Annotated in this window: 21 protein-coding genes, 2 tRNA genes and 1 pseudogene; 9 read left to right on the forward strand and 15 right to left on the reverse strand. The window is 43.2% G+C overall.

The genetic code is table 11. The features are described 5' to 3' along the window. Positions 1-112 precede the first annotated feature (112 nt). The 5 genes and pseudogenes from L6C30_RS07955 to L6C30_RS07975 all read right to left on the reverse strand — a co-directional run. Positions 113-1117, reverse strand: a pseudogene (locus tag L6C30_RS07955) (AMIN domain-containing protein); the annotation flags it as partial. A gap of 60 nt (positions 1118-1177) precedes the next feature. Beyond that, positions 1178-1702: a pilus assembly protein PilP gene (locus L6C30_RS07960; protein WP_019836142.1), complete on the reverse strand. Its 525-nt coding sequence runs from the start codon at positions 1700-1702 to the stop codon at positions 1178-1180. Next, entirely contained in the window at positions 1702-2409 is a 708-nt protein-coding gene (locus L6C30_RS07965; protein WP_236162817.1) for a type 4a pilus biogenesis protein PilO, read from the reverse strand. Before L6C30_RS07965 ends, L6C30_RS07960 begins: the two co-directional genes overlap by 1 nt. Further along, positions 2406-3041 (reverse strand): PilN domain-containing protein, encoded by a 636-nt coding sequence (locus L6C30_RS07970; protein ID WP_236162818.1) that lies wholly within the window; start codon positions 3039-3041, stop codon positions 2406-2408. The genes L6C30_RS07965 and L6C30_RS07970 overlap by 4 nt, the downstream gene beginning before the upstream one ends. Next, positions 3041-4099 (reverse strand): pilus assembly protein PilM, encoded by a 1059-nt coding sequence (locus tag L6C30_RS07975; protein WP_019836139.1) that lies wholly within the window; start codon positions 4097-4099, stop codon positions 3041-3043. The genes L6C30_RS07970 and L6C30_RS07975 overlap by 1 nt, the downstream gene beginning before the upstream one ends. 169 nt (positions 4100-4268) lie before the next feature. Between L6C30_RS07975 and ponA the strand changes: the two genes are divergently transcribed. Beyond that, positions 4269-6821, forward strand: a complete 2553-nt coding sequence (gene ponA / locus L6C30_RS07980) for a penicillin-binding protein PBP1a (RefSeq protein WP_236162819.1) — start codon at positions 4269-4271, stop codon at positions 6819-6821. A 69-nt stretch (positions 6822-6890) separates the two neighbouring features. Here ponA and L6C30_RS07985 read toward each other — a convergent pair whose 3' ends face one another. The 8 genes from L6C30_RS07985 to L6C30_RS08020 form a co-directional block, all read right to left on the reverse strand. Beyond that, complete coding sequence (locus L6C30_RS07985; RefSeq protein ID WP_136144152.1) at positions 6891-7694, reverse strand: putative RNA methyltransferase; 804 nt, start codon at positions 7692-7694, stop codon at positions 6891-6893. A gap of 73 nt (positions 7695-7767) precedes the next feature. Then, positions 7768-8886, reverse strand: coding sequence for a phospho-N-acetylmuramoyl-pentapeptide-transferase (gene mraY, locus L6C30_RS07990; RefSeq protein ID WP_019836136.1), 1119 nt, complete (start codon positions 8884-8886; stop codon positions 7768-7770). After that, entirely contained in the window at positions 8887-10296 is a 1410-nt protein-coding gene (gene murF, locus L6C30_RS07995) for a UDP-N-acetylmuramoyl-tripeptide--D-alanyl-D-alanine ligase (RefSeq protein WP_236162820.1), read from the reverse strand. 9 nt (positions 10297-10305) lie between these two features. After that, positions 10306-11799, reverse strand: coding sequence for a UDP-N-acetylmuramoyl-L-alanyl-D-glutamate--2,6-diaminopimelate ligase (locus L6C30_RS08000; protein ID WP_236162821.1), 1494 nt, complete (start codon positions 11797-11799; stop codon positions 10306-10308). 10 nt (positions 11800-11809) lie between these two features. Continuing rightward, positions 11810-13633 (reverse strand): penicillin-binding protein PBP3, encoded by a 1824-nt coding sequence (ftsI, locus tag L6C30_RS08005; RefSeq protein ID WP_236162822.1) that lies wholly within the window; start codon positions 13631-13633, stop codon positions 11810-11812. Positions 13634-13645: 12 nt separating this feature from the next. Beyond that, the gene (gene ftsL / locus L6C30_RS08010; protein ID WP_372238848.1) at positions 13646-13975 is read right to left on the reverse strand and encodes a cell division protein FtsL; all 330 of its coding nucleotides are present in this window, start codon (positions 13973-13975) and stop codon (positions 13646-13648) included. Between the two features lie 11 nt (positions 13976-13986). Next, positions 13987-14898, reverse strand: a complete 912-nt coding sequence (gene rsmH / locus L6C30_RS08015; RefSeq protein ID WP_236162823.1) for a 16S rRNA (cytosine(1402)-N(4))-methyltransferase RsmH — start codon at positions 14896-14898, stop codon at positions 13987-13989. A gap of 203 nt (positions 14899-15101) precedes the next feature. Beyond that, entirely contained in the window at positions 15102-16115 is a 1014-nt protein-coding gene (locus L6C30_RS08020) for a sulfate ABC transporter substrate-binding protein (RefSeq protein ID WP_026437988.1), read from the reverse strand. 503 nt (positions 16116-16618) lie between these two features. On the opposite strand from L6C30_RS08020, the gene L6C30_RS08025 reads away from it, so the two are divergent. The 5 genes from L6C30_RS08025 to L6C30_RS08045 all read left to right on the forward strand — a co-directional run bounded on the left by L6C30_RS08025 (position 16619) and on the right by L6C30_RS08045 (position 19296). After that, entirely contained in the window at positions 16619-16906 is a 288-nt protein-coding gene (locus L6C30_RS08025) for a hypothetical protein (protein ID WP_236162824.1), read from the forward strand. 141 nt (positions 16907-17047) lie between these two features. Further along, a complete protein-coding gene (gene gltX, locus L6C30_RS08030) occupies positions 17048-18556 on the forward strand; it encodes a glutamate--tRNA ligase (protein ID WP_236162825.1) in 1509 nt (502 codons plus the stop codon). A gap of 57 nt (positions 18557-18613) precedes the next feature. Beyond that, positions 18614-18689: transfer RNA gene (locus L6C30_RS08035), tRNA-Ala, on the forward strand. A 36-nt stretch (positions 18690-18725) separates the two neighbouring features. Further along, positions 18726-18801: transfer RNA gene (locus L6C30_RS08040), tRNA-Glu, on the forward strand. 153 nt (positions 18802-18954) lie between these two features. Continuing rightward, entirely contained in the window at positions 18955-19296 is a 342-nt protein-coding gene (locus L6C30_RS08045) for a membrane protein (protein WP_026438243.1), read from the forward strand. 121 nt (positions 19297-19417) lie between these two features. On the opposite strand, the gene ettA is transcribed toward L6C30_RS08045, so the two are convergent. Further along, complete coding sequence (gene ettA / locus L6C30_RS08050) at positions 19418-21079, reverse strand: energy-dependent translational throttle protein EttA (protein WP_236162826.1); 1662 nt, start codon at positions 21077-21079, stop codon at positions 19418-19420. Positions 21080-21360: 281 nt separating this feature from the next. On the opposite strand from ettA, the gene L6C30_RS08055 reads away from it, so the two are divergent. From L6C30_RS08055 to L6C30_RS08065, 3 genes are all read left to right on the forward strand, one after another. Beyond that, the gene (locus L6C30_RS08055) at positions 21361-22638 is read left to right on the forward strand and encodes an O-acetylhomoserine aminocarboxypropyltransferase/cysteine synthase family protein (RefSeq protein WP_236162827.1); all 1278 of its coding nucleotides are present in this window, start codon (positions 21361-21363) and stop codon (positions 22636-22638) included. Positions 22639-22947: 309 nt separating this feature from the next. Next, complete coding sequence (locus L6C30_RS08060) at positions 22948-23835, forward strand: SDR family NAD(P)-dependent oxidoreductase (RefSeq protein ID WP_019838217.1); 888 nt, start codon at positions 22948-22950, stop codon at positions 23833-23835. A 212-nt stretch (positions 23836-24047) separates the two neighbouring features. Continuing rightward, positions 24048-24359: a hypothetical protein gene (locus L6C30_RS08065; RefSeq protein WP_019838218.1), complete on the forward strand. Its 312-nt coding sequence runs from the start codon at positions 24048-24050 to the stop codon at positions 24357-24359. A gap of 89 nt (positions 24360-24448) precedes the next feature. Here L6C30_RS08065 and L6C30_RS08070 read toward each other — a convergent pair whose 3' ends face one another. Then, the gene (locus L6C30_RS08070; protein ID WP_236162828.1) at positions 24449-26800 is read right to left on the reverse strand and encodes a Tex family protein; all 2352 of its coding nucleotides are present in this window, start codon (positions 26798-26800) and stop codon (positions 24449-24451) included. Between the last annotated feature and the right edge of the window lie 7 nt (positions 26801-26807).

Here is a 26807-nt window from a genome sequence, read left to right on the forward strand (position 1 = left end):
TAATGCAGTACGATCTTCAAAGTTAAGATGATGGTATGACAATTTTATATACTCCATAAACCCTTTAAATTAATTAGGTGGTTTATGTCGCACTTCAAGTTTTACTCTGCCCAGAAACAGGCGCAATCCAGATGACGTTACCATTACGACGCTTATCCAAGTTTTTACTTTTCAGGATAATATCTAAGGCTTGATCCCAAGGCACATCTTTTAAACGTAAGGTAATGTTGCCTTGCACGGTGTCTGATGCCACCATGTTAATGCCTGTGAAATCAGCCAATAACTGCAATACACGACGCACTTCGATGTCTTGGAAATCCAATGAAATCTTTTTGCCTGTATAGCTTTGCGCTGCACGCGGTTTAAACGGGTTTTTATCGACAGGGCGTTTTAGGCTGATCGTTAGTTTGTCTTCTGCTTGATACGCCATATATTCATAGCTGCCTGCAGACTGAATAGTAATCACGCCATTGCTGCCATCATTGTGTGCATCAATGGTCGAAACAGGTGTTGCAAAATCATTGACATTTAAACGACGCGCCAAATGTGCAGGTATTTTATTACCTAAAGTACGTACCACAATTTTGCTACCTTGCTGCTGCACATCTACAGGCGTATTGCTACCGAGTAGATCAATCACCACCTGACCTTCACCTTCACCGCCGCGCTGGAAACCAATATTGGAAACGCCTTGTGCGCTACGTTGAGCAGTTACGGCAGCCACAGGGGTTGCCGTTTTTGAGTTGATTTTTAAAATAAAGGTGTTGCCTTCAACCCGCGTGGTGAATGCCCCCGCGTCTGCTAAGTTCACAGTTAAACGTGAACGCTGTGCATCTGAACTGACCTCTACAGAGCTAGCTTCTTTGGTCGCAACAGCAACGCTGTTTTGTTTCAGAGTTTGTTGTGCTTTATCAAAATCTAGAATCAAACGGGAAGGTTGTTCGAGCTGATATGCAGCAGGTTGAGGTGGCAAACCATTAAACATCACACGAATTTCGGTGCCCTGCCCCGGAATTTGCATGGGTACGATGTTGGTAATGCTGACTTGGGCATTGGCAACTTGCATCACGGCCATTGCGACTGCACCCATTGAAAACTGACGGAACAAATTGTTCATTGTATTACCATCCCCAAAAATAAAATCTTTCACACTGTTATTCATTTTTATTCCTTTAATTTATGGCGCAGGCCCAATTAAAACTAAACTTCTTGGACGTTCTACATAACCTTCACGACCATCTGGAATAATTTCGATTAAATCAATTTGTGTAGGTGTAATATTTACTACACGACCATGATTTACCCCCATATAGCTACCACGTTGGATACGCTCAATTTCACCGTCTGGTGTTTGAATCAATGCCAAAATTTGACCATTTTGACGCATACTGCCTTTCATGGTCAGTGATTCAAGTGCGTAATTTTCCAAAGGTTGTAACTGGCGAGCAAGGTTCGGATAAACGCGTTTCCCTGCCATTATTTTAAGCTCTGCCGCCAATGAGCTCGGCAAAAATGGGCTTTTGAGCTGGTGTGCTGCATAGTTAAAAGTTGGTGCAGGTTCAAACACAGGTGCGGGTTCAATTGGCAGTGGCGGCTGATTACGAATTTCAGCCATTTGTGTATTCACAGCATCAATCCGTGAATCACAACCTACCATCAACAAAGTCGCCATCAGAGCCAACGAAAGCTTTTTAATCTTCATTATTCAGCCCCTCCAACATTACCCGCAGTTTGAGTATCTGCAGTGCCTACATAACGATAAGTTTTTGCTTGCGCTTTATAGGTTACTTGCGGAATATCAGTTTTCTTGTCTGTATTTTCAGTCGCTACAATTTCAAAGTCGTGCATGGTCACAATACGTGGCAATGCTGCTGTACCGCTCACGAATGAACCAAATGCATGGTAATCACCTGTTGCTTCAATTGAAATTGGCTGTTCAATAAAGAACTCTTGCTTAATCTCATTCTCTAAACGAATGTTTTTAAACTTTAAACCTGAATTCACGCCAGTGACGTTAATATCTTCAACCAATCCTGGAATTTCAGTTTCTTTTGGCAATTGTTCAAGTTGTTGATTAAAGTTCGCTTCCATTTCTTGTAATTGTGCTTGATATTGCTGCAAATTACGCAATTTAGAATCTTTTTCGCGGAACTCATTTAACAAGTTTTGTTCTTGTGCTTGTGCTGCTGCAATGGCATCTAACTTTGGCTTGATCACGACAAAATAACCTAAAGCCAAAATCAAGAAAATAATAAAAATCCAGCAGGTAATTTTGACCGAAAGCGGCCAAGCACCATAATTGTTTGGATCTAGGGTATTGAACTGTTGAAAAAACTTTTCAACAGTCATTTTCTTTTTCGGAGCAACAGCAGCATCCTGATTTACTTCATCATATTCATCGAGACTCATTGTGCTGCCCCCGCTGCTGATGTTGGATTAGGTTCTGTTGGTGTTACAGGAATCGCAATATCTTCTAAATCTGAAGTCACTACGAAAGTACCGTAACTTTCCTCTACACGAGGAACCACAGAGCTTGGTGCTTTATCTTTGTTTTCTTCTTTGGCTAAGAATGAATTCATAAATGCATTGCGATACCAAGGCGATGCTTCCAAATTACGCAAGAATTCAGCCACTGTATTTGGACTTTCAGCCTTGCCTTCAAAAGTAAATTTATTGCCTGTCCGACTCACTTTGGTTAAGTACATATTGCTTGGTGTCACACGCACCAATTCATCCACTAAACGCACAGCAATTGGACGCTGACTTTGCAAGCCCTGAATTAACTTCATGCGCTCAACAATAGCATTCCTCTGTTCTTGCAAGCCTTCTAAAGATTTTAATTGTACATCTAGGTTTTGGTTGGTGCTGATCACCAATTGATTGGCTTGTTCTTGATCTTCTAACTTCGCGTTATAGAAGAACCACGCTAAAGTCACCAATAACACCCCAACAGCAGCCGCTGCAATACAAAATACAATAAATTCTTTTTTTCGTTTTTCTCTTAGCTCATCGCGCCAAGGGAGTAAGTTAATCTTTGCCATTAATCAAAACTCCTCATTGCTAAACCACATGCCACCATCAATGACGGTGCATCACTTTCAATTTTTTTAATGTCGATTTGTGGAGAGAAGCCCATTTGCAAGAATGGATTGGCAATGGTCACACGGTAGCCCAGTTTTTGCTGCAACAACTTCGCAAGACCTGGAATATTGGCATTCCCCCCTGCCAATAAAATGTGATCAATTTCGTTAAATTGTGAAGATGAAAAGAAAAACTGCAGTGAGCGTGCAGCTTGTTGCACCACCGCCTCTAAGAACGGTTCGAGCACTTCTACATCGTAGTCATCTGGCAAAGTACGGCTTTTTTTCGCGCGACCTGCTTCTTCATAAGACAAACCATAACGGTTTTGAATTTCTTGTGTCAGCTGCTTACCACCAAAGGTTTGTTCGCGGGTATAAATAATTTTGTTATTTTGCAGCACCGACAAGGTAGTCATGCTATGACCAATGTCCAAAATACCAATAGTGTTCACACCCATTGGCAGGGTATCGGAGAACACTTTAAAGGCATTTTCGATGGTAAAACTTTCGACATCGGCAATTTTGGCTTTCAAACCACCCAACTCTAATGCTTCTACTCGTGCTTCGACGTTTTCTAAACGTGTCGCAACGAGTAACACATTGACGCGGTTTGGATTGGCTAAACGGTCTGGTTGGACTTCAAAGTCTAGGCTGACTTCATCTAATGGGAATGGAATATATTGCTCGGCGTCCATACGAATTTGAACTTCACGCTCATCGCTGGTCATATCTGCATCCATTTCAATGATTTTGGTAATCACCATTGAGGTTGGAATTGCAAATGCTGCCGATGTAGATTGCGTGTTTGCTAAGTTCAATGCACGTTCAAGCGCATCCCCGACTGCTTCTGGATTGAGAATGTTTTTTTCAACCACACTGCCTTCTGGAAGTGGGACCAGCGCATAGCTTTCGACCCAATATCTCCCATTCTTAACAGAGAGTTCTAATAACTTAACAGAAGTAGAACTAATATCTACACCTATTAACCCCTTACTTGGCTTACGATATAACCTACGCACGATAATACCATTCCTATTATTTTTTTATCCCCAAAAAAATTTAACCTACTAATCCGCGCTGGTCTATAATTTTTTACGGATACAATAATTCATCTAACAATCCGTAAATCTACTCGCTATACTGACCAGCAATTAGTTTGCTATTAGCGCTTATTAAAACGCACTTGTTATGAAAAAGCTATCTTGTTCGGGTCGTGTTCATCCATTTTTTTTGATCATAATTATAATTTTGGTCGCAATACCGATGGGTTTCTATGGCATGTATCTCTATATTGCCCCATCTTTGCCAGAAATGACCACCTTAAAAAAAGCACCATTACTAAAGCCATTGCAGGTGTACAGTGCCGATAATGAGCTGATTGCCGAGTATGGCGGCAAACTTTCTGTACCTGTCGACTACGAACATATTCCTGAAAAATTCATTTTTGCGTTCTTGGCAGCTGAAGATTCTGCTTTTTTTGAACACAGTGGAATCAGCTTCAAAGGTTTGGGGCGCGCGGTGAGCGAGGCCGTAACAGGCTCCAATGTGCAAACGGGCGGTTCGACCATTACCATGCAGGTGGCAAAAAACTATTATCTCAGTCCTGAACGCACCTTAAAGCGCAAACTTACCGAAATCTTTTTAGCACGTAAAATTGAACAAAATCTGAGCAAAGAAGAAATTTTGACCTTGTACGTCAATAAAATCTTTTTGGGTAAAAATGCTTATGGTATCGCGGCAGCTGCCAAAATTTATTACAACAAAAGCCTAGAAGAACTGTCGATTGCACAAATGGCTATGATTGCAGGCTTACCTAAAGCACCTTCACGCTACAATCCTGTAGTGAATCCTGAGCGTGCTTTGGAGCGTCGCAACTGGATTTTAGGACGCATGTTGCAATTAGGGTATATCAACCAAAATGAGTACCAAAAAGCGATTGCTGAACCCATTAATTTAGATATGCCAGACCGTAGCATTAGCAATAAACATCCCTATATTGGAGAAATGGTACGTGCTGAACTGGTCAGTAAATTTGGCGAACAAGCGGTTGATTCGGGCTATAAAGTTTACACGACGGTAGACAGCAAACGTCAGATGTATGCTGAACAGGCGGTGCAAGAAGGCTTAGAGGCTTATGATCGTCGTCATGGATGGCGTGGTGCAGAGGCACATGACAAGCCTCTGCATGAGTTTCGTGCTTATGCCAATACCTACCCTGCGCAAGTTAGCAAAGTACTGAATAATTCTTTTGAAGCGTTAATGCAAGATGGCACAACTGTTACTGTACCGTGGTCAGGTATGTCTTGGGCGCGCCCCTATCGCAATGCTAACAGTGTAGGCAATGCGCCAAGTCGCGCGGCACAGATTGTAAAAGTCAAAGATATTGTCCGTTTACGCCCAAATGAAAATAAAACCGCTTGGTCATTAGTACAAGTACCAAAAGTGCAAGGTCAATTGGTCGCAATTAACCCGAATAACGGCGCCATTGAAGCATTGGTGGGTGGATATAATTTCTATCAATCCAAATTCAACCGTACTTTACAAGGTTGGCGCCAACCAGGTTCTACCATTAAACCTTTTGTCTATGCACTGGCTTTAGAGCGTGGTATGACACCACACACCATGGTCAATGACAGTCCAATCACCATTGGTAAATGGTCACCACGTAACTCCGATGGTCGTCATTTAGGCATGATTCCGTTACGTCGTGCACTCTATTTATCTCGTAACACGGTTTCGGTACGCTTATTACAAGAAGTCGGTATTGAGCGTACCCGCCAACTATTCATGGATTTTGGTTTACAGGAAGATCAGATTCCGCGTAACTACACGATTGCATTAGGTACACCACAAGTTTTGCCTATTCAAATGGCAACGGGCTATGCCACTTTTGCCAATGGGGGTTACCGTATTCAACCGCACTTCATTAACCGTATTGAAGATGCTTATGGCAAGGTGATTTATCAAGCCAATCCTGAATATGCGTGTATTGCTTGTATTAATTCCAAAGAACAAACAACTGAAAGTGCCGAAGCCACCACGCCCGATGATGAAGTGATTGAAGTGACCAATAAAAAACTGGCACAAGCTGAACAGGATCCACAATTATTGGCAGAGCGTAGTCAGTACAAACAGGCACAACGTATTTTAAAATCTAGCTCGGCGTATGATATGTCCAACATTTTACGTGATGTGATTCAACACGGCACTGGTCGTGCCGCGCTCAGAATTGGCCGTGGTGATATTGGCGGCAAAACAGGAACCACCAACGACGCCAAAGATGCTTGGTTTGCAGGTTTTAACGGCAAACTGGTGACTGTAGCTTGGGTCGGCTTTGACCAACCTACCACTTTAGGACGTCGTGAATATGGGGGTGTCGCAGCGCTGCCAATTTGGACAGATTTTATGGGCAATGCACTTAAAGGCACACCTGAAGCATGGGTCAGTTTAGACAGCAAAGCCAAAGCGCCACAACGTGAACTCAATCAAATGAATGCAGAACAGAAGCAGGATTATCGTGCTTCACCGCCATTGGCACGTCCACTGTATCGACCTGCGCCTGTTACGCCAGCACGTGCGCCTGAGCGAGATTTTGACGACTTACCAGGCGAGGAAGTGTTAATTCCTGAAAACGCTGCACCGCCTGCCATGCAAGCGCCAAACAACAGCCCTGCCAAACCCAATGCAGCACCTAAACCTGCTCCCGATGCGTTAGAAAACTTAATTGACGAAGTCTTGTAACAACAGACAAGCAGTCAGAAAAAAGCCCTCTTATGCAAACATCAGGGCTTTTTTATGGGCTATTCAAACTTACTTTTTCTGAAATAGATAAATTTGATGCTGTGCTGTCACGTCAAACTGGGTTTGCTGTTCCAACGCCTGACGGCGCTCTGCTTTGGCTTTATAGGCATAAGGTGTCATAGCAATTAAATGAATTAAATCGCTTTGATTGAGCTGTAATGGTGTTTCCACCACACTGGCATCAACCAAATCAAAGGTGTCTTGCAATTGAGTGATAAATTTTTCGGGTTCATGTGGCTTCACTTCTTCAAACAAAGCTTGACGCATCGCCAATAAATGCTCAGGCGCAGGCGTTACTACCAACAAATAGCCTTGTGGTTTTAAAACCCGCAAAATTTCCTGTTGTGGAATTGGGCTAAACAAGCTGGTGCAAACATCAATGCAATGATCCAACACAGGCAAAGTTGCTCCTGTCCCCACCACCCAAGTCACTGCAGGATTCAGTTTTGCCGCTACTTGTACGGCATTCTTGGCAATATCCACCCCGACACACTGCAACACTTCGCCTTGCATGGCAGCAGTGTAATAGCCTTCACCACAGCCAATATCCAACAAATTTTCGATGCGTAACGCACGAATTTTTTGCACCACCGCCTGTTGCAAGGGCGCATAATGCCCGGCACTTAAAAAGGCACGGCGTGCCTGTACCGAAACAGGTGTATCTCCTGGGTTTTTACTGTGTTTATGCTGCACGACATGCAAGTTGACATAGCCTTGTTTCGCGACATCATAACTGTGGTTGCTGGCACAGCGCCACGTTCTGTCATGCAGTTGTAAGACCTGACGACACACAGGACACATCAGCAGATTCATGATTTTCTCCAAAGCAGGCGGCATAAAAAAGTCGGCAGGTGCCGACTTTTCAAGGTTTTTCGGTTCTTTTGGCTTAGCGTAATTTTAAGGTCATTAGGCCTAAAACCACCAGCATAATTGTAATAATCCAGAAGCGAATCACCACTTGGGTTTCACGCCAGCCTTTCTTTTCGTAGTGGTGATGCAACGGCGCCATTAAAAAGACACGTTTATTGCGCATACGCAGTGAACCAATTTGCAGGAATACTGAAATGGCTTCAACCACAAACACACCACCCATAATCGCAAATACGATTTCCTGACGCACCATCACGGCAATCGTACCTAGCATTGCCCCCAAAGATAGCGCACCGACATCGCCCATAAAGACTTGTGCAGGATGCGCGTTATACCACAGGAAGGCTAAGCCTGCACCAATCATCGCGGCACAAATCACCACTAACTCGGATGCATATTTCACATAAGGAATATGCAGATAATCAGCAAAACGAACATCCCCCGCCAAGTAGGCAAATACACCCAAACCGGCCGCAACTAATACGATTGGCATAATCGCCAAGCCATCTAAACCATCAGTCAGGTTTACCGCATTTGAGGCACCGTTAATCACCAAATAAGTAAAGATAATGAAGCCAATACCGAGTGGAATCAAAGACAAAGGAATGCTGAAATCTTTAAAGAATGGGATCAACACATCCAACATATCTGCGGTTTGTGCAGGATTTGGCTGTTGGGTTGCAATCACATACAAGGCAATACCTGCACCCAATGATGCGACCGAAGTCCAGAAGAATTTTTTACGTGCAGGCAAACCCGCATTGTCTTTGTAGCGAATTTTAATCCAGTCATCTGCCCAGCCTACAGCGCCAAAAATGACCATGACCGCCAGTACAATCCAGACATAAGGGTTAGATAAATCTGCCCATAATAGGGTCGAAATACCAATGGAAAGCAGGATTAATACCCCGCCCATGGTTGGCGTACCCATTTTTTTGGCATGCCCTTCAGGTGCATAAGAGCTGACTGCTTGACCGTATTTTAATGCTTGCAGTTTACGAATCATCACAGGGCCAAGCACCAAGCCAATGCCAAGTGCAGTCAAGACACTCAGTAATGAACGTAATGTTAAATAACGAACCACCTGAAACGAGCTGTTATAGCCCGCCAGCTGTTCAAATAACCATAACAGCATTTAAATTTTCTCCATCAATGCAGCCATCAACGTTTCCATATGGGTATAACGAGAACCTTTAAATAGGAAACTCATGGACTGAGGTTGATGTGTTTTTACCAGATCAATTAAAAACGGTAAGGCTTGTTCTTGAGTGACAAAAGCCTGTAATTTTTTTCCATATTGGGTACTACGCGCACCTTCTTGGGTCGCAGGTGCAAATTCACCGACCGCCACCACAAAGTTGATGCCACCAATAGACACCAAATCACGCCCCAACATATAGTGCTGTTGTGCTGCACTATTGCCCAGCTCGCCAATATCACCAATAACCATAACCCGCACGCCTGTTTGCTGTGCAAGGACTTCGCCTGCAGCACGCATAGAGGTTGGATTGGCATTATAGGTGTCGTCAATGAACAAATGTGCGCCATGCTGAATAAAGTTCAAGCGCCCTTTTGCGCCTTGTGCCTGCTCTAAGCCTGCGACTATATCATCTAAACTTACGCCAATTGCCAGTGCAAAAGCCGCAGCTGCCGTGGCATTTTGTACATTGTGTTCACCTGCAAAGGGTAAATGAACCTGACGCACACCTTGGGCAGTATTTAAACAAAAACTTGCCGATTGTGGCTGCAACTGAATGTCTGTCGCAAACACATCACCGCCTTCGCCAAAACTTAGACGCTGTTCCGACTGAACCGCTTGCTGAATCTGTTCGGCAAAATCATCGGCAGCAGGGACAATGGCCGTGCCTTGTGGAGCAATATGTGCATAAATTTCAGACTTAGCCCGACAAATGCCCTCACGTCCACCAAACTCACCCAAATGCGCAGTACCAATATTGATAATGCCTGCCACCTGCGGCTGCACCAAGTTTGAGGTGTAATCGATTTCACCTTGATGACTTGCGCCTAATTCCATCACCGCATATTGATGGCTTGCATTCAACTCCAATAACATCATCGGCACGCCCAAGTCATTATTAAGGTTGCCACGGGTAATTAAAATCGGTGCCAAACGCGACAAAATACTACCCAGCATTTCTTTGGTGGTGGTTTTGCCACTACTGCCTGTTAACGCAATCACTTTTAATTGTGGATGTTGCTGACGACGAAATGCGCCCAAGTGTCCTAAAGCTAAGCGAGTATCAGGTACAACCAATTGGCAAATATCTGCGTCTACAGGCTGGCTGACAATCGCCATTGAACAGCCCTGAGTCGCCACTTGAGCCACAAAGTCATGCGCATCAAAACGCTCACCTTTTAATGCCAAAAAGGCATCACCTGCTTCAGCATGTCGTGAATCGGTCAAAATACGTTTAATCTCGTCCTGCGGTGTGTGTCCATTCAGCCAATAACCTTGTGTTGCCTGTTGCAGTTGCTCAGCAGTCCAAGGTTCTAAAATTGCAGTACTGGTGGTGGAAGTGTGCATACAAATTCCTTATTGCGCTGGGTAAGCAGAAGGTGAGCAATGTTGTGCATCTATCGCAGCTTGCACTTCAATCACATCATCAAACCAGTGTCTTACCCCATCTATTTCTTGATAATTTTCATGACCTTTGCCTGCAATCAACACAATATCACCTGATTGAGCATGTTGAACGGCATATTTAATCGCTTCGCGGCGATCATGAATTTCATGTGTTTGTGCCACTGACAAATCTACACCTGCCTGCATATCGGCAAAAATTTGCAAAGGATCTTCTGTGCGTGGGTTATCTGAGGTCAAGAGCACGACATTGGCATAATCCAGTGCTGCTTGGGTCATAAGTGGGCGTTTGCCACGGTCACGGTCACCACCACAACCAAATACTGCCCAAAGCTGTGCGCTGACATGACGTTTTAGGGTTTGCAGTACTTGAATCAAGGCATCTGGGGTATGTGCATAATCCACCACAAATAAACGCTCTGCATCACGCAGCACTTGCATACGGCCTGGCGCACCTTTCAGTTGTGGTACAGTCGCAATCAAGTCAGTCAACTCAAAACCTGCCTGCTCAGCCGCAATTAAACTCGCCACCAAGTTTTCAACATTAAAATGTCCGAGCAACGGACTTTGCACCACATATTCTGCCGTAGCAGTTTTTAGCTGGAAACGTACGCCATTCAGACTGTATTCGATTTGCTGTACTTGATAATCAGCCGCCTGCTGCGTGGAATAAGTCAAAATTTTCGGTTGTGCAGGATTCTGCTGCGCAGCTTGCAGCATGATCTCAGCATATTCATCATCCAAATTGATAATTGCGACTTTTAAACTGGCAAACTGAAACAACATGGCTTTAGCGGCAGCATAGGCTTCTAAAGTGCCGTGATAATCCAAATGGTCTCGACTCAGGTTGCTATATACCGCAATTTCGATGTCGCAACCATTTAAGCGACCTTGCTCTAAGCCATGTGAACTGGCTTCAATTGCAGTAAACACCGCCCCTTGCTGGGCATAACTGTGCAAAGCATTTTGTAGTTGCAAGGCATCCAACGTCGTGTGCGTTGAAGCTTCTAAATTCGGTAAAATGCCGTTGCCTGTTGTGCCCATGACCGCACAGCGTTGACCTTGCAACATCAACAATTCAGCAATTAAACGTGAAATGGTGGTCTTGCCATTGGTGCCTGTGACCGCAAGTATGCGTGCCAAACGAACAGGCTGCACGGCTTGTAAATATTGTTTTTGCCAGTGTCCCATGCGCTGACGCACATCTGACACCACCAAATTATGCGCTACTGCCAAGGGTATTTCTGAAATCACCGCCAAAGCACCTTGTGCTAAAGCAGCTTGGGCAAATGCAATGGTTTTTTCAGGCTGTGACAAACTGGTCAGGGCGATAAAAATTTCACCTGAACGTACATGACGGCTGTCCAGTTGAAAGCCCTGAAAGTCTTGTGTCATCCAATCTGCAACGCTTGCTGTGCGGTAAATATCTTGAAAGCGAATCGACATGCGTCACCTGTTATGGAGTGTTGAGAGTTTCTAAAGGTTTATCTAAAGGCACGTTCATTAAACGTAACGATTCTTGCATCACACGAGCAAACACAGGCGCTGCCACCAAACCGCCATAATACTGACCCGTTGGGTTTTCTACGACCACCACCATCGCCAAACGTGGATCACTGACTGGAGCAACCCCTGCAAATAAAGCACGATATTCAGTTTGTGAGTAACCTTTGCGGTCTGCGCGAAGTTTATGTGCCGTCCCTGTTTTACCTGCAACCCGATACCCAGGAATATTGGCTTGACGAGCAGTACCGCCTGGCAAGGTCACCGCTTCCATCATCAGCATCACTTGATCGGCAATTTTGGCATCCACAATTTGTTCGCCTTTGGGCTGTTCTTCCAGCTTATATAGGCTAAGCGGCATTTTAACGCCTTTATTGGCCAGCATGGCATAGGCATCTGCCAATTGCAGCACAGTGGCATTTAAACCATAGCCATAGGACATGGTCGCCACTTCTGACACATTCCATTTACTTGGCGGCAAGATTAAACCTGCGCTTTCACCCGGGAATTTAACAGCAGAACGTGCACCAAAACCGAGACGTTTATAGAAAGTTGGCAAAGTTGCATAAGGTAACGACAAGGCAATTTTCGCCACACCTACGTTAGATGATTTTTGAATAATCCCCGCCAAAGTCAGTGACCCATAATTATGAGTATCGCGAATGGTGTGATTGCCCACCCGCATTGAACCACCACTTAAATTAACCACGGTATTCGGTGAATATTTACCGCTTTCCAGTGCCATTGCCACTGTCATTGGTTTCATGGTCGAACCCGGCTCAAAAGAATCGACCGCGCCACGGTTACGCATCGCATCTTTGTTCGATAAGCTTTTTTTATCATTCGGGTTATACGACGGCCAACTGGTCATCGCTAAAATTTCACCGGTTTTAACATCTACCGCAATCGCAGTAGCTGAACGGGCATTATTTGCTACCCCTGCCGCTGTCAATTCACGGTACATAATGTATTGCAAACGTGAGTCGATACTCAGGGTAATGTTTTCGCCTGGTTCAACCTCTTTCACCACTTCTGGGTCTTTAACTCGGTTGCCTTTTTTGTCACGGATGATTTGCTGTTCGCCATCTACACCAGCCAAGCGGGTATTTAGCTGCATTTCCAAGCCTTCAATGCCTGTGCCTTCACTGTTAGTCAAACCAATAATTTGTGCATTTGGCTGTGGCTGCGGGTAATAACGTTTATAGTTCTTTTCGGTATACACCCCTTGGAAATTACGTTTTAGAATCAGCTCTGCCTGTTGCGGCGGCACTTCTTTTTGCAAAACCAAATAACGTGAACGCGGACGCTCGTTCATTTTATTTTTCAGTTCTTGACGATCCATCCCCACGGCATCGGCAAGTTCATCTAAATTCAAGTTTTTATCGGGTAATTGGCGTTGTAATTTACGACTGGTCGGATTTTTTTCTAGCTCGGCTGTGATTTCTTCAAACAGTTTTTTATTGTCAAAATAATCACGTGGATCAATCACCACTTTCATTACAGGAGTACTAATTGCCAAAGGCACACCGTGGCGATCATAAATCACCCCACGCATGGCTTTGAGCTTTTCTGTTCTTAAAATATTGGCATTGGCTTTGTTTTGTAAAAAGTTATGGTTCACAATTTGCACATAAAACGCACGCCCCACCAGTGCCACGAACACTAGCAGTACCACAGCCCACATTAAGTAAAAACGCCACATTTCTACATGAATGGCATTTTTTCCAGTTACCGATTGCTGTTTCTTTCGGGTTTGCTTTTTGCGCGTATCGACCATGTGTAACTCGCCTTATTGTTGTGCTGAAGTTGTAGGCAAAGAAATCACCACCGTTTGCTGTGCAGGCGGTGAATACATACGCAATTGCGTCACCGCACGGGTGCCAATTTGGGCAGTTGCACCAAAGGTCTGCTGTTCAATTAACAAACGCCCCCACTCGGCATTTAAGTCATCTCGCTCGCGCATATAAGAACTCAGCTCACGATAATCATGGCGATATTCAAACACCTGAAACACCACCATAATCGCGCTGATAAACACCAGCGCCAATAAAATAAAATAGGCGACCATTTTTTTCAGTCGCACTTGAGATTGATTTTTTTCAACGCTTTCAGTTTTCATTATTGGCCTTTTCAAGCTAATCGTTCTGCAACACGTAGCCATGCGCTGCGTGAGCGTGGATTGGCTTTGACTTCTTCATCACTAGCACGTACACGTAAGATTTTTTTCAATCGACGTGTATCTTGTTGCTGTTGTGGCAAGCCCCAACCTGAATCTTCAGGCAAGCTCGATTCTTTTTGAATAAACTGTTTAATTAAACGATCTTCCAAAGAATGGAAGCTAATTACAGCCAAACGACCTTCGGGTTTTAACACCTCTACCGCCTGCGGCAAGAAGTTTTCAATATCTTCTAATTCTTTATTAATCGCAATACGAATTGCCTGAAAAGTACGCGTTGCAGCATGTTTGTTTTTTTCCCACTTCGGATGGGCAACTTTTACAATTTCAGCCAATTGCGCGGTGGTTTCAATATAACCCGCCTGTTTAATGGCTTTGGCAATACGGCGGCTATAGCGCTCTTCACCATATTGAAAAATCACATTGGCTAAGGCTTCTTCTTCAATATCCACCAACCACTCTGCTGCAGTCGGGCCTTGCGAATTGTCCATACGCATATCAAGCGGGCCATCTTTCATAAAGCTAAAACCGCGTTCTGCCTGATCGAGCTGTGGTGACGAGACGCCTAAATCAGCCATCACACCATCGACCTGTGTGACACCCAAATCATTTAACGCTTGCTGCATATCGGCAAAACTGGCATGAATAATCTGAAAGCGAGAATCTTGATGCGCCAATTCTGCTGCCACAGCCAAAGCTTGTGGATCTTTATCAAAGGCATAGACTCGTGCCTGCGCATCCAATTTGGATAATAACAAACGCGTGTGTCCACCGCGTCCAAAGGTAGCATCGACATAAATTCCTGTATTGCGATCTGCCAACACGGCATCAACAGTTTCATGAAGTAATACAGAAATATGCGACATAAGGTTCAATCAATACAGCTAAAATTTAACTGCACATTATTACCTTGTTTTGGCAAAGCTCCAAACGTCTTTTTGTAGATAAATATTACTTTTCATAGGGAAAACCGTTTTTGACTTTTTAAAAGCACAAAAAATCTCCGTAGAGATTTTTTTGTGCGCCAATCCAATCAAAGATTAGACAGAAATGAAGATGTGCTTAGCGCTTAGCGCTTAGCATTATAAATTTGGTCAAAAATCGCACCATTCACAAAATGGGTTTTTTGTGCATTTTCCCAACCACCGAACACTTCATCAATGGTGAAAGTTTTTAATTTCGGGAATTGAGCAGCATATTTTGCAAGGACTTTTTCATTACGTGGACGGTAGAAATGCTTAGCCGCCATTTCCTGACCTAAAGGCGAATATAAATAGTTGATATAACCTTTCGCCAACCATTTATTGCCATTTTTTTCTACTGTACGATCTACAATTGCCACCGAAGGTTCAGTCAAAATAGAAATAGATGGATAAACAATATCAAACTTGTCTTTGCCTAAGGTTTTTAAAGTCACAAGGGCTTCATTTTCCCAAGTCAACAACACATCACCAATGCCACGTTCAGCGAATGTGGTCATCGATGCACGTGCTGCCGAGTCCATCACTTTCACGTTGTGGTACATCTTACCTACAAATTCTTGCGCTTTAGCTTTAGAACCGCCTGGTTGCTTTTCTGCATAACCCCAAGCTGATAAATACACCCAACGCGGCAAACCACCTGTTTTCGGGTTTGGGGTAATAATTTGTACGCCCGGTTTGGTTAGATCATTCCAATCTTTAATCTTTTTCGGATTACCTTTGCGCACCATAAAGACGATAGTCGAGGTATAAGGCGCAGAGTTATGAGGAAATTCTTTTTGCCAACCCGCTTGAATTTGACCTGACTTTACAATTTCTTCAATATCATTCGCCAATGCCAAAGTGACAACATCGCCCTTTAAACCATCGACCACGGAACGCGCTTGCTTGCCCGAACCACCATGCGATTGCTTAAAGTTTACGTCTAAACCTGTACGTTTTTTCCAGTACTGACCAAACGATTTGTTAAATTCATCATAAAATTCGCGGGTTGCATCATACGATACATTTAAAAACTGACGATCTGCAGCCTGAGCAGTCGTCGCAGCAAAACCTGTTGCCAATAGAGCAGCAGCCAATAAAGCTTTCAATTGAGTTTTCATTACAACACACATCACTTTTAATCTATCACTCAATATATGTAATGCTTAGGCACTGCGCAATTTGTAAAAAACACAAAAAAATCTTTAAACTCAATAAATTTAACTTTATTTATTTGTTTTTATTAGATTTAGTTTAAGATGCAGCGTTTATTCAAAATTTATACCTTTTTATGAATTAGATATATGAAAAGTGAATAAAAATTTGTTCCACTTTCAAACTTAATGGCAAAATAAACAACATCACATCAAACCTACCTTCTCAAATTAATTTTATTGTGACTTTTGTAAAAATCTTCACGATATCTCCACAGTTGTTTGTTACAACATGTTCTAATCCAAAGCTCAGTGGACAAATCGGTATATAGTGAGTAAATAATGATAAAGATCTTATTAAAAATGTGACGAAAGTCTGCTTTTGTTAAGGTTTTTGTGATTAAATATTTAAGTGATTAAAACTATTTATAAATTGTGAGTTCATTCATAAAGGAAAGGGGGGAATCAAGATGAAATCTAAACTCATATGCATAGCATTACTCAGCTTAAGTACAGTCAGTCACAGTGCTGTGATCAAGTCTACTGAAAGTAAGACCCATTTAACTGCGGAAAAAGGCTCTTTAATTGAAAAAGCCCTTACCCAACAAAAACAGGCAGACAAGCAAAAATTTGACTCAAATAATGATTTAAAGGTGCTGACTTCTATTCACGTCGCTCCAACACAAAATTTCTTTGCCTTGCAAAATCAGCGTTTTAGCCGTTTCGTACAAGCCTTATTCCCGCAAGATAACTCATAACTCCGCATTAAATTCACTGCCTTTGATCCCCTTTTCAAATGCAGTTGAAACGCCCAAGTACAGAATGTTGAATTTAACATTAAGTACTTGGGCTTTTTCGTTATAATGGTTGCAATTTACATTTTGAATTAATTTTTGCTTATGACTGTTCGTACTCGTATCGCGCCTTCTCCTACTGGTTTCCCGCACGTGGGAACAGCGTATATCGCCTTGTTTAACTTATGTTTTGCCAAACAACACGGTGGTAAGTTTATTCTTCGTATTGAAGATACTGACCAACTGCGCTCAACCCCTGAATCAGAAAAAATGATTTTGGATTCATTGCGTTGGTTAGGCTTAAATTGGGCAGAAGGTCCAGATGTCGGGGGCCCGCATGCACCGTATCGTCAGTCTGAACGTATGGATATTTATAAGCAATACGCCTTGCAATTGGTTGAACAAGGACATGCTTTCTATTGCTTCGCTACTAGCGAAGAACTCGATCAAATGCGTGCAGAACAGCAAGCACGTGGTGAAAGCCCGCGCTACGATGGTCGTGGTTTAAACTTGTCTGCAGATGAAGTGCAGCGTCGTTTAGCGGCAGGCGAAGCGCATGTCATTCGTATGAAAGTGCCAACCGAAGGCGTATGTAAATTTAATGATATGCTGCGCGGTGAAGTGGAAATTCCATGGGCGCAAGTCGATATGCAAATTCTGCTGAAAACAGATGGCTTACCAACTTACCATTTGGCGAATGTGGTCGATGACCATTTGATGCAAATCACCCACGTAATTCGTGGTGAAGAATGGATTCCATCGGCACCGAAACATCAATTGCTTTATCAATATTTTGGTTGGGATATGCCTGTGTTGTGTCACATGCCACTGTTGCGTAACCCAGACAAATCAAAATTATCTAAACGCAAAAACCCGACTTCAATCAACTACTACAAAGACATTGGTGTATTACCCGAAGCGTTGCTGAACTATTTAGGTCGCATGGGTTGGTCAATGCCAGATGAAAGCGAAAAATTCACTTTAGCCGAAATGATTAAACACTTTGATATTCAACGTGTCTCACTGGGCGGCCCTATCTTTGATGTAGAAAAACTCAATTGGCTGAATGGTCAATGGATTAAAGCACTTTCACCTGCTGAGCTCTTAGATACCTTATTGGCTTGGAAAGCAGATCGAGCCAAATTGGAAGAGATTGCTGCCGCGATTCAACCGCGTATTCATTTACTCTCAGAAGCGGTCAATTGGTCTGCACATTACTTCAACCATTTCCCAAGCTTAAGCAAGGAACAGTTTGAAAGTAAAAAACTGTCTGAAGAACAAGTGCGTCAAAGCTTGCAATTTGCAATTTGGCGTTTAGAAAGTCTATTTACTTGGAACAACGACACGGTGAGCCAAACCCTGATGGATTTAGCAAACCAAATGGAAGTCAAATTGCGTGATTTCATGCCTGCGTTCTTTATTGCAATTGCAGGTTCAACTGCATCTACCCCTGTAATGCAAACTATGGTCACCATTGGCCCTGACCTGACCTTTGCGCGTTTACGTCATGCCTTAGAAGTGGTTGGCGGACCAAGCAAAAAAGAAGTGAAAGTCTGGGAAAAACTGAATGAAAGCATTAAATTGCCGAAAAATGATGCAATTGATCCAGCTTAATTCATTTTTTTATTGACGTGTGAGCGCAATAGCCCTAATATTGCGCTCACACAGACTGGGGTCATAGCTCAGTTGGTAGAGCGCTACAATGGCATTGTAGAGGTCAGCGGTTCGATCCCGCTTGACTCCACCAAGTTTAAATAAGGCTTTACCTGTGTTGCCTCATCAAGTCCCTATCGTCTAGAGGCCTAGGACATCGCCCTTTCACGGCGGTAACCGGGGTTCGAATCCCCGTAGGGACGCCATATTCAAGATGAATATAAAGCACTTATCTTCATCTTATAAAGAAGCTCAAGCAACGACTTGGGCTTTTTTATTGCCCTGTTTTCTGACAGACTGTTTTTGATTTGCCGTACATTTCGTTAGAATAACAATTAGATCAGAATTTTGGAGTTGTAATGCAATACCGATGCCCTAAATGTCAAAGCCCAAAAATCATGCCTGTTGCACAGGCAGGTCAAGCAACGCCACGTCCTGTTGTGCCTAAAAGCTTGGTGATGCTCATTCCTGCGGTATTTGTATTATTACTTCTGGTTTTAATTAGTATTGCCATGTGGATTTTTGGCGATGGCGCAGGCACGACCTTACAAAGCATTACAGTAGCGGTATTTGTTGTGTGTGTGATTGCAGGCTTTTTGTTCTACCGTGATTTGCCTGATTTTAAAATTTCCATGCAGGCTTTTATGCAGTCGCAAAAGCAATGGAAGTGCCGTGAATGTTCACATGAATGGGAAGTTTAAACACTGTTACTCTTTTCAGATTTCACATCATGCTGTTGTCTTAATACTCAATCAGCATGATTGAGTAAACACAAAAAACCAGCCCTAAGGCTGGTTTTTTATTTACAAACGTCGGGAATAATTACACACCGATTTTGCGATATTTTTGACGCTTGGTTACTAAGTCATCACCATCACGTTTGCGACGATATTCTTCGAATTCAGTATAGTTACCAGTGAAGAATTCTGGTGTTTCACCTTCGAATGACAAGATGTGCGTTGCAATACGGTCTAGGAACCAACGGTCATGCGAGATCACCATCACAGTACCTGGGAATACCAGAATGGCATCCTCAAGTGCACGTAAAGTTTCGATATCCAAGTCGTTCGATGGTTCATCCAGCAGGATCACGTTAGCGCCCATTTGCAGGATTTTTGCAAGTTGTAAACGGTTACGCTCACCACCCGACAATTGACCCACACGTTTTTGCTGATCTTGACCTTTGAAGTTAAAGCGACCGATATAAGCACGAGATGCGATTTCGTATTCACCAATACGCAAGATGTCTAAACCGCCAGACACTTCTTCCCATACGGTTTTGTTGTCGTCTAAGGTGTCACGAATCTGACCCACGTAAGCCACTTTAACCGACTCACCCAGCGTTACCGTACCGGTATCTGGTTGCTGTTCGCCAGTCATCATACGGAATAGCGTCGTTTTACCTGCACCGTTCTCACCGACAATACCAACAATGGCACATGGTGGTACTGAAAAGCTCAAGTCTTTATACAGGGTACGGTCACCAAACGATTTGCTGATCCCTTCAACTTCAATCACCTTGTTGCCCAGACGTGGACCAGGTGGAATGTAGATTTCAGAGGTTTCGTTACGCTGTTGGAATTCACGAGAGTTAAGCTCTTCAAAGCGTTCCATACGTGCTTTATTTTTCTTTTGCTGGCCTTTGGCATTAGAACGAACCCATTCAAGTTCTTTTTTCAATGCTTTAGCAAAAGACTCTTCTTGCTTCTGTTCTTGCTCTAGACGCGCGTTCTTTTGCTCTAACCAAGAAGAGTAGTTACCTTGGTAAGGAATACCATGTCCACGGTCAAGCTCAAGAATCCATTCAGCCACGTTATCTAAGAAGTAACGGTCGTGCGTAATCGCGACGATGGTACCCGGGAAGTCTTTCAAGAAACGTTCTAACCATGCAACAGATGAGGCATCCAAATGGTTCGTCGGTTCGTCTAGTAGCAACATATCTGGTTTAGACAAAAGCAAACGGCAAAGTGCTACACGACGGCGTTCACCACCAGAAAGTTTAGAAACGTCTGCGTCCCAAGCAGGCAGGTTCAGTGCTGCAGCAGCTTGATCCATCTGGTTTGTAAGGTTGTGCGCATTCCAAGTTTGAATAATAGCTTCAAGCTTTTCTTGCTCTTTGGCTAGTGCGTCAAAGTCTGCATCTTCAGCTGCATATTCAGCGAAGACTTCATCAAGACGAGCCAAAGCATCAAGTGGCTCACGCAAGCCATCTTCCACGTTACCACGAACGTCTTTACTTTCGTCCAAAGGCGGTTCTTGCTCAAGATAACCAATTTTGATGCCTGGCTGCGCACGAGCTTCACCAGAGAAATCTTTATCTACGCCCGCCATAATACGGAGCAAAGTCGATTTACCTGCACCGTTTAAACCAAGCACACCAATTTTCGCACCTGGGAAAAATGATAAAGAGATGTCTTTCAGGATTTCGCGCTTAGGCGGAACCATTTTGGACACTCGGTTCATCGTATAAATATATTGGGCCACGTAGGACTCCTCAATAGAAAACCAAATCTGGGGCTCAGATGAGCAGCCCCTGCTCTAATGAGCGAAAAAATAATCGGGTATTATACCTGAATACAGAGAAAAAATAAGACACCCCAAACATCTTGCATGCTTTGTTACAACTCTAGCGATCAGAGGATAAGCACAGCACTTTTTGCCTGCTATATCAAATTTACAGCTATATAATGCAGCATTTTTACACTTTCTTTCATATTTAAAAATGCTAGACTCAAGCCAATTTAACTCACGAAGATGAAGTAAACATGACCTATAAAGACGAAACCTTGGCGATTCATGCAGGCTATAGCCCTGAACCAACCACCAAAGCCGTGGCTGTGCCGATTTACCAAACCACTTCTTATGCCTTTGATAATACGCAACATGGTGCCGATTTATTTGATTTAAAAGTACAAGGCAATATTTACACCCGTATTATGAACCCAACCACTGCGGTGTTGGAGCAACGTGTTGCAGCGCTTGAAGGCGGGATTGGTGCATTGGCTTTAGCATCGGGTATGGCTGCAATTACCTACGCCATTCAAACCATTACCGAAGCAGGCGACAACATTGCTTCAGTATCAACTTTATATGGCGGTACATACAACTTATTTGCCCACACCTTGCCTAAACAAGGCATTGAGGTGCGTTTCTTCGATTATCAACAGCCTGAAAGCTTGCGCGACCTGATTGATGACAAAACCAAACTGGTCTTTGTAGAGTCAATTGGTAACCCATTGGGCAATATTATTGACCTTGAAGCGATTGCAAAAATTGCACATGAATATGGCATTCCAGTGGTGGTGGATAACACCGTTGCCACGCCTGTCTTGCAAAAATCATTTGATTTTGGCGCAGACATTATCATTCACTCACTGACCAAATATATAGGCGGTCACGGTACGTCTATTGGCGGCATTATAGTCGATAGCGGCAAATTCCCTTGGGGCAAATATCCTGAGCGATTTAAAGCCTTAAATACACCTGATCCAAGTTACCATGGTGTGAACTATGTAGAAGCTTTAGGTGCTGCGGCATTTATTGCACGTGCACGTGTAGTACCTCTGCGCAACACAGGTGCAGCGATTAGCCCGCATAACGTATTCCTGATTTTACAAGGTTTAGAAACCTTAAGTCTGCGTATGGAACGCCATACTGAAAATGCGCAAAAAGTCGCGGAATATTTACAGGCACATCCAAAAGTGAAATGGGTTAATTACGCAGGTTTAAAAGATCACCCACAACATGCGTTGGCACAAAAATATGTAAAAGGCAAACCTTCTGCAATTCTGTCTTTTGGCGTGCAAGATGGTCGTGAAGGCGGAACTCGCTTTATTGATGCGCTGCAATTATTCACACGCTTGGTCAATATTGGCGATGCTAAGAGTCTGGCTTGCCACCCTGCGACCACCACTCACCGTCAGTTGAGTGCAGATGAACTCAAGGCTGCAGGTGTGAGTGAAGATATGGTGCGCTTGTCCATCGGGATTGAACATGCCGATGACTTAATTGCGGATTTAGAGCAAGCTTTAACAGCCGTATAAAAACTCATCAGTTCAAGCTTTATACTGGCATCCTGCTGATTAATTTCAACAGGATGCTTTTTTATGTTAATTTTTCTTTGTATGTCTTTGCATTAGCTTTAGTTTATGGTAAAAATAAAGATATACAAATCACAAAAATATAGAGCAATTACTCTAAATTCATTTTTAAATTCAACCACTTATTGCATAGCTTTTTTTGTGAAATCGGCTATCATAAAGCCAAGGAAAACAGTTCAAATTCAATCTGAAATTTGAATCGGCACTTTCAATAAAAATGACAACTCAGGAATCAAAATCAGGAATATTAGCGTGAAGCCAAAACTAGAGAAACTTTTTCAAAAGCGTGTAAATGGTAAAGTCGCCCTTATTACAGGTGCATCGAGTGGTATTGGTTTAACCGTAGCACATAAACTAGCCGATGCAGGCGCGCATGTGCTTTTGGTGGCACGTACTCAGGAAACGCTTGAACAAGTCAAAGCTGAAATTGAAGCACGTGGTGGTAAAGCTTCAGTTTTCCCTTGTGATTTAAACGATATGGACTCTATTGATGCTGTATCACAACAAATTCTCGCCTCTGTCGATCATATTGATATTTTAATTAACAACGCAGGCCGCTCAATCCGTCGTGCAGTACATGAGTCGGTTGATCGTTTCCACGACTTTGAACGTACTATGCAGCTCAACTATTTTGGTGCTGTACGTTTAGTACTCAATATTTTGCCGCAGATGATGCACCGCAAAGATGGTCACATCATCAATATTAGCTCGATTGGTGTATTAGCCAACGCAACGCGCTTCTCGGCTTATGTGGCATCTAAAGCCGCACTAGATGCGTTTAGTCGCTGTCTATCTGCAGAAGCACATACACACAAAATTGCGATTACTTCGGTGTATATGCCACTGGTTCGTACCCCTATGATCGCACCAACCAAAATTTATAAGTACGTGCCAACGCTTTCACCTGAACAAGCAGCAGATTTAATTGCCTATGCGATTGTGAAACGTCCGAAGAAAATTGCGACACACTTGGGTCGCTTGGCTTCAATCACATATGCGATTGCACCAGACATCAACAACAAACTTATGTCGATTGGTTATAACCTATTCCCAAGCTCTTCCGCTTCTGTGGGCGAGCAGCAAAAACTGAACTGGGTACAAAAGGCATATGCACGCCTGTTCCCGGGTGAACACTGGTAATTTATACACATTCAAGTTTTCTTTAGGCGATCTACGGGTCGCCTATTTTATTACCACTCATTTCATATTACGTTATTTCAATCTTGCAACATCTACTGCAAGAGATAACGTTAACAAGCTTAATCATATGTCCATGCAGCTTGAACAAAACATTCAATTGCACCTTATTTTTATGCTATAACTCAGCTGTTTTTGAATATTTTGAATGGATTATGCGAGCACTAGCCCTCATTTTACAGTATGGCTGTTTTGCCTTTGCCTTATTTTTAAGTTATCAGGTTGCAACGGCGCTTTATCAGCAAGAATATGAACTCTTAGAGGTTGTTGCCGATGTAGGCACGATTTTAATTTGTATTGATTTAGGCGTATTTTTATTTAGCAGCAAAGCCTCACAAGGTTTAAATCTTCAGGAATATGCTCGCCAACTTGAAGCACCACCATCAAAACTAGTGGCAGTGACACGTAAACTTGGGCATTTGGGAATCATGCTGATTTTAGTGAGCTGGATTGTGCCGTTGATTTAAAAATGATTAATCAAACTGTAGATTAAAAATATACCCACAAAACAAAAAGCTCCCGAATTTCGGGAGCTTTTTGTTTGCGTAATTAAAGCTTACTTCGAACCTTTAATCCCTGCTTGTAACAACAATGCGCCTAAACCACCAATTTTATTTTCTTGCGGTTTAGCAGCTTGTGGTTTTTTCACTGGTGAACGGTCTGACTGAGGATGTGACTGCTGTGGACGTTTCGCCTGTGGCTTACGCTCTGTACGTTGCTCTTGATCACGACGTGGCGCACGCGCCGCTTTTGCAGGTGAAGCCGAACCTTCAGGACGCATCGATAAATTCACGCGGTTACGTTCTACATCAACCTGCAACACACGTACTTGAACAATTTGACCTGGTTTCACCACTTTATGTGGGTCAGCCACAAACTCATTGGCCAACTCAGAAATATGCACCAAACCATCCTGATGCACGCCCACATCTACAAATGCACCAAAGTTCGTCACATTGGTCACCACACCTTCAAGCTGCATGCCTTCAGTCAACTGTGCCACTTCAGTAATATCTTCACGGAACTTAGCCGTGCGGAATTCAGGGCGTGGGTCACGACCTGGTTTTTCCAATTCAGATAAAACATCTTGAATGGTAGGTAAGCCGACTTGATCATCCACAAATTCTTCAGCATTCACTGAACGGATAATTTCGGTATTGCCAATGATGTCTTTGACTGTAGTCGCTTTAGCAGCCACAATTTTTTCTACCAAACCATAAGATTCAGGGTGAACAGCTGAGGCATCTAAAGGCTCAGAACCTGCTTGAATACGCAAGAAACCTGCGGCTTGTTCAAAAGTACGCTCGCCTAAACGTGGTACGTTTTTCAAGGCTTGGCGGTTATCAAAACGACCATGTTCTTTACGGTAATCTACAATTTGCTGTGCAATTGATTTATTCAGACCTGCGATATAACCCAATATTGCTGAAGATGCCGTATTGACATCAACACCTACCGAGTTCACACAGTCTTCAACCACGGCTTCTAAGGTTTTTGCCAAACCTGCCTGATTCACATCATGTTGATACTGACCCACACCAATTGATTTTGGATCAATTTTTACCAATTCTGCCAATGGGTCTTGTAAACGACGGGCAATAGACACTGCACCACGAATCGACACATCTAGCTCTGGCAATTCTTGCGATGCCAACTCTGAAGCTGAGTACACAGATGCACCCGCTTCAGATACAGATACACGCGTCAATTTTAAGTCGCTGTGTGCAGCCATCATTTCTGCCACCACCGCTTCAGTTTCACGGCTTGCAGTCCCGTTACCAATCGCAATTAAATCAACATGGTGCTCACGGCATAAACGTGCTATCTCTTCAATCGCGCCTGCTTTGTCTTCTTTTGGTGCAAATGGATACACCGTGCTATGTGCAACTACATCACCAGATTGGTTCACCACAGCCAATTTGACACCTGTACGGATACCAGGGTCTACACCCAGCGTACAACGTGCACCTGCAGGTGCAGAAAGCAATAAATGACGCAAGTTTTCTGCAAAGACATCCATCGCTTCGGATTCAGCAGTCAAACGTTTTTCAGTCAATAATGAATGTTCGATTTGTGGACGCACTTTGCCCAACCAGAACAATTTTGCAGTTTGCTTTAAAAAGTCCTGACGTGCTTGCGGCTGAATCTGATCTAAATTGTATTCAGTTTCAATACGTGCCAAAGGTGCACTGTCTTCACCATCAACTTTTAAGCCCAAGACGTTTTCTTGGCGACCACGCAACATTGCCAATAAACGATGCGACGGCACTTTGTTCAGGATTTCTGAAAAATCGAAGTAATCACGGAATTTTTTGCCCACTTCTTTTTTCTCTTCAGAAGCAACCAAGCTTTTTAATACCGCTGTTTTGGCAAAAATTTCTTTTAATTCTGTCGTTAGCGCAATATTTTGTGCCCATTCATCAATCAGAATGTGCTGCACAGCATCTAACTGACTGTCTACATCTGGATAATCTGCATGATTAAAGCCTGTTAAAGCTTCACTTGGCTCGACTTGTTCTGCAAATATTTGCGCTGCGATTGGGCCTAAACCTGCTTCTTTGGCTTTAAACGATTTACTAGTACGTTTAGGACGGTAAGGCGCATAAATTTCTTCTAAGGCATTTTTGGTTTCAGCAGCGTTTACCCGTGCCAATAAATCATCAGATAATTTATCTTGTTCTTTGAGTGATTCTATTACTTTTTCGCGACGCTCATATAAATCACGTAAATACGATAAACGTGTATCGAGCTGACGTAGCTGCGTGTCATCTAAACCTTGCGTCACTTCTTTACGGTAACGTGCAATAAATGGAACGCTAGCACCTTCATCAATCAGTTTGATGGCAGCTTCTACTTGATTTGGTCGTACGGCAAGTTCTTTTGCTAACTGCTGAACTAAGTCAGTCATCGTGTGT

The organism is Acinetobacter sp. KAM396, assembly GCF_021602765.1.
Classification (GTDB): Bacteria; Pseudomonadota; Gammaproteobacteria; order Pseudomonadales; family Moraxellaceae; genus Acinetobacter; species Acinetobacter towneri_A.